This window comes from Corallococcus sp. AB049A (assembly GCF_003668885.1).
GTDB classification, from domain to species: domain Bacteria; phylum Myxococcota; class Myxococcia; order Myxococcales; family Myxococcaceae; genus Corallococcus; species Corallococcus interemptor.
Map to the genome: position 1 here is coordinate 1 of NZ_RAWL01001172.1, position 432 is coordinate 432.

Below are 432 nucleotides of genomic sequence, written 5' to 3' on the forward strand. Positions count from 1 at the left end.
GAGTACCAGCATTGCCTGTCGCCAGCGCAACGGGCTGGATGCGCGCGATTTCGAGGATGTTTACTGGAGCCGCTGGTTCTACCCGGTGAACGTGCTGGCGCTGTGCCTGGCCGCGGTGCCGTTCGCGTTCGGGTCGCTGCGTAGCGGCGGCATGGGCAAGCGCCTGTTCCTGGGCATCCTGTTTGCACTGGGCTTCTGGCTGCTGCAGCTGTTCTTCGGCCGCATGGCCGGTGCGCTGAAGTTCGATTACCGCATTGCCTATGCGCTGCCGCCGATCGTCATGCTGGCCGTGTCCGGACTGTTGTTCCGGCGCAAGTCGGGCTGATTCTGGTAGCGCGGGGCCATGCCCGGCGCTACCGGGGCAATCCACCGCTTCGGCATCCGTGCCACGACCACCAGCATCCCGGCCCAGCGTGCTGGATTCTGTAGAGC

General features: G+C 65.5%; 1 protein-coding gene. It reads left to right on the forward strand.

The window, feature by feature from the left end; genetic code table 11:
• Nucleotides 1-325: LptF/LptG family permease (locus D7X55_RS46675; protein WP_121725769.1), on the forward strand; the 325-nt coding region annotated here is incomplete at its 5' end.
• Nucleotides 326-432 lie beyond the last annotated feature (107 nt).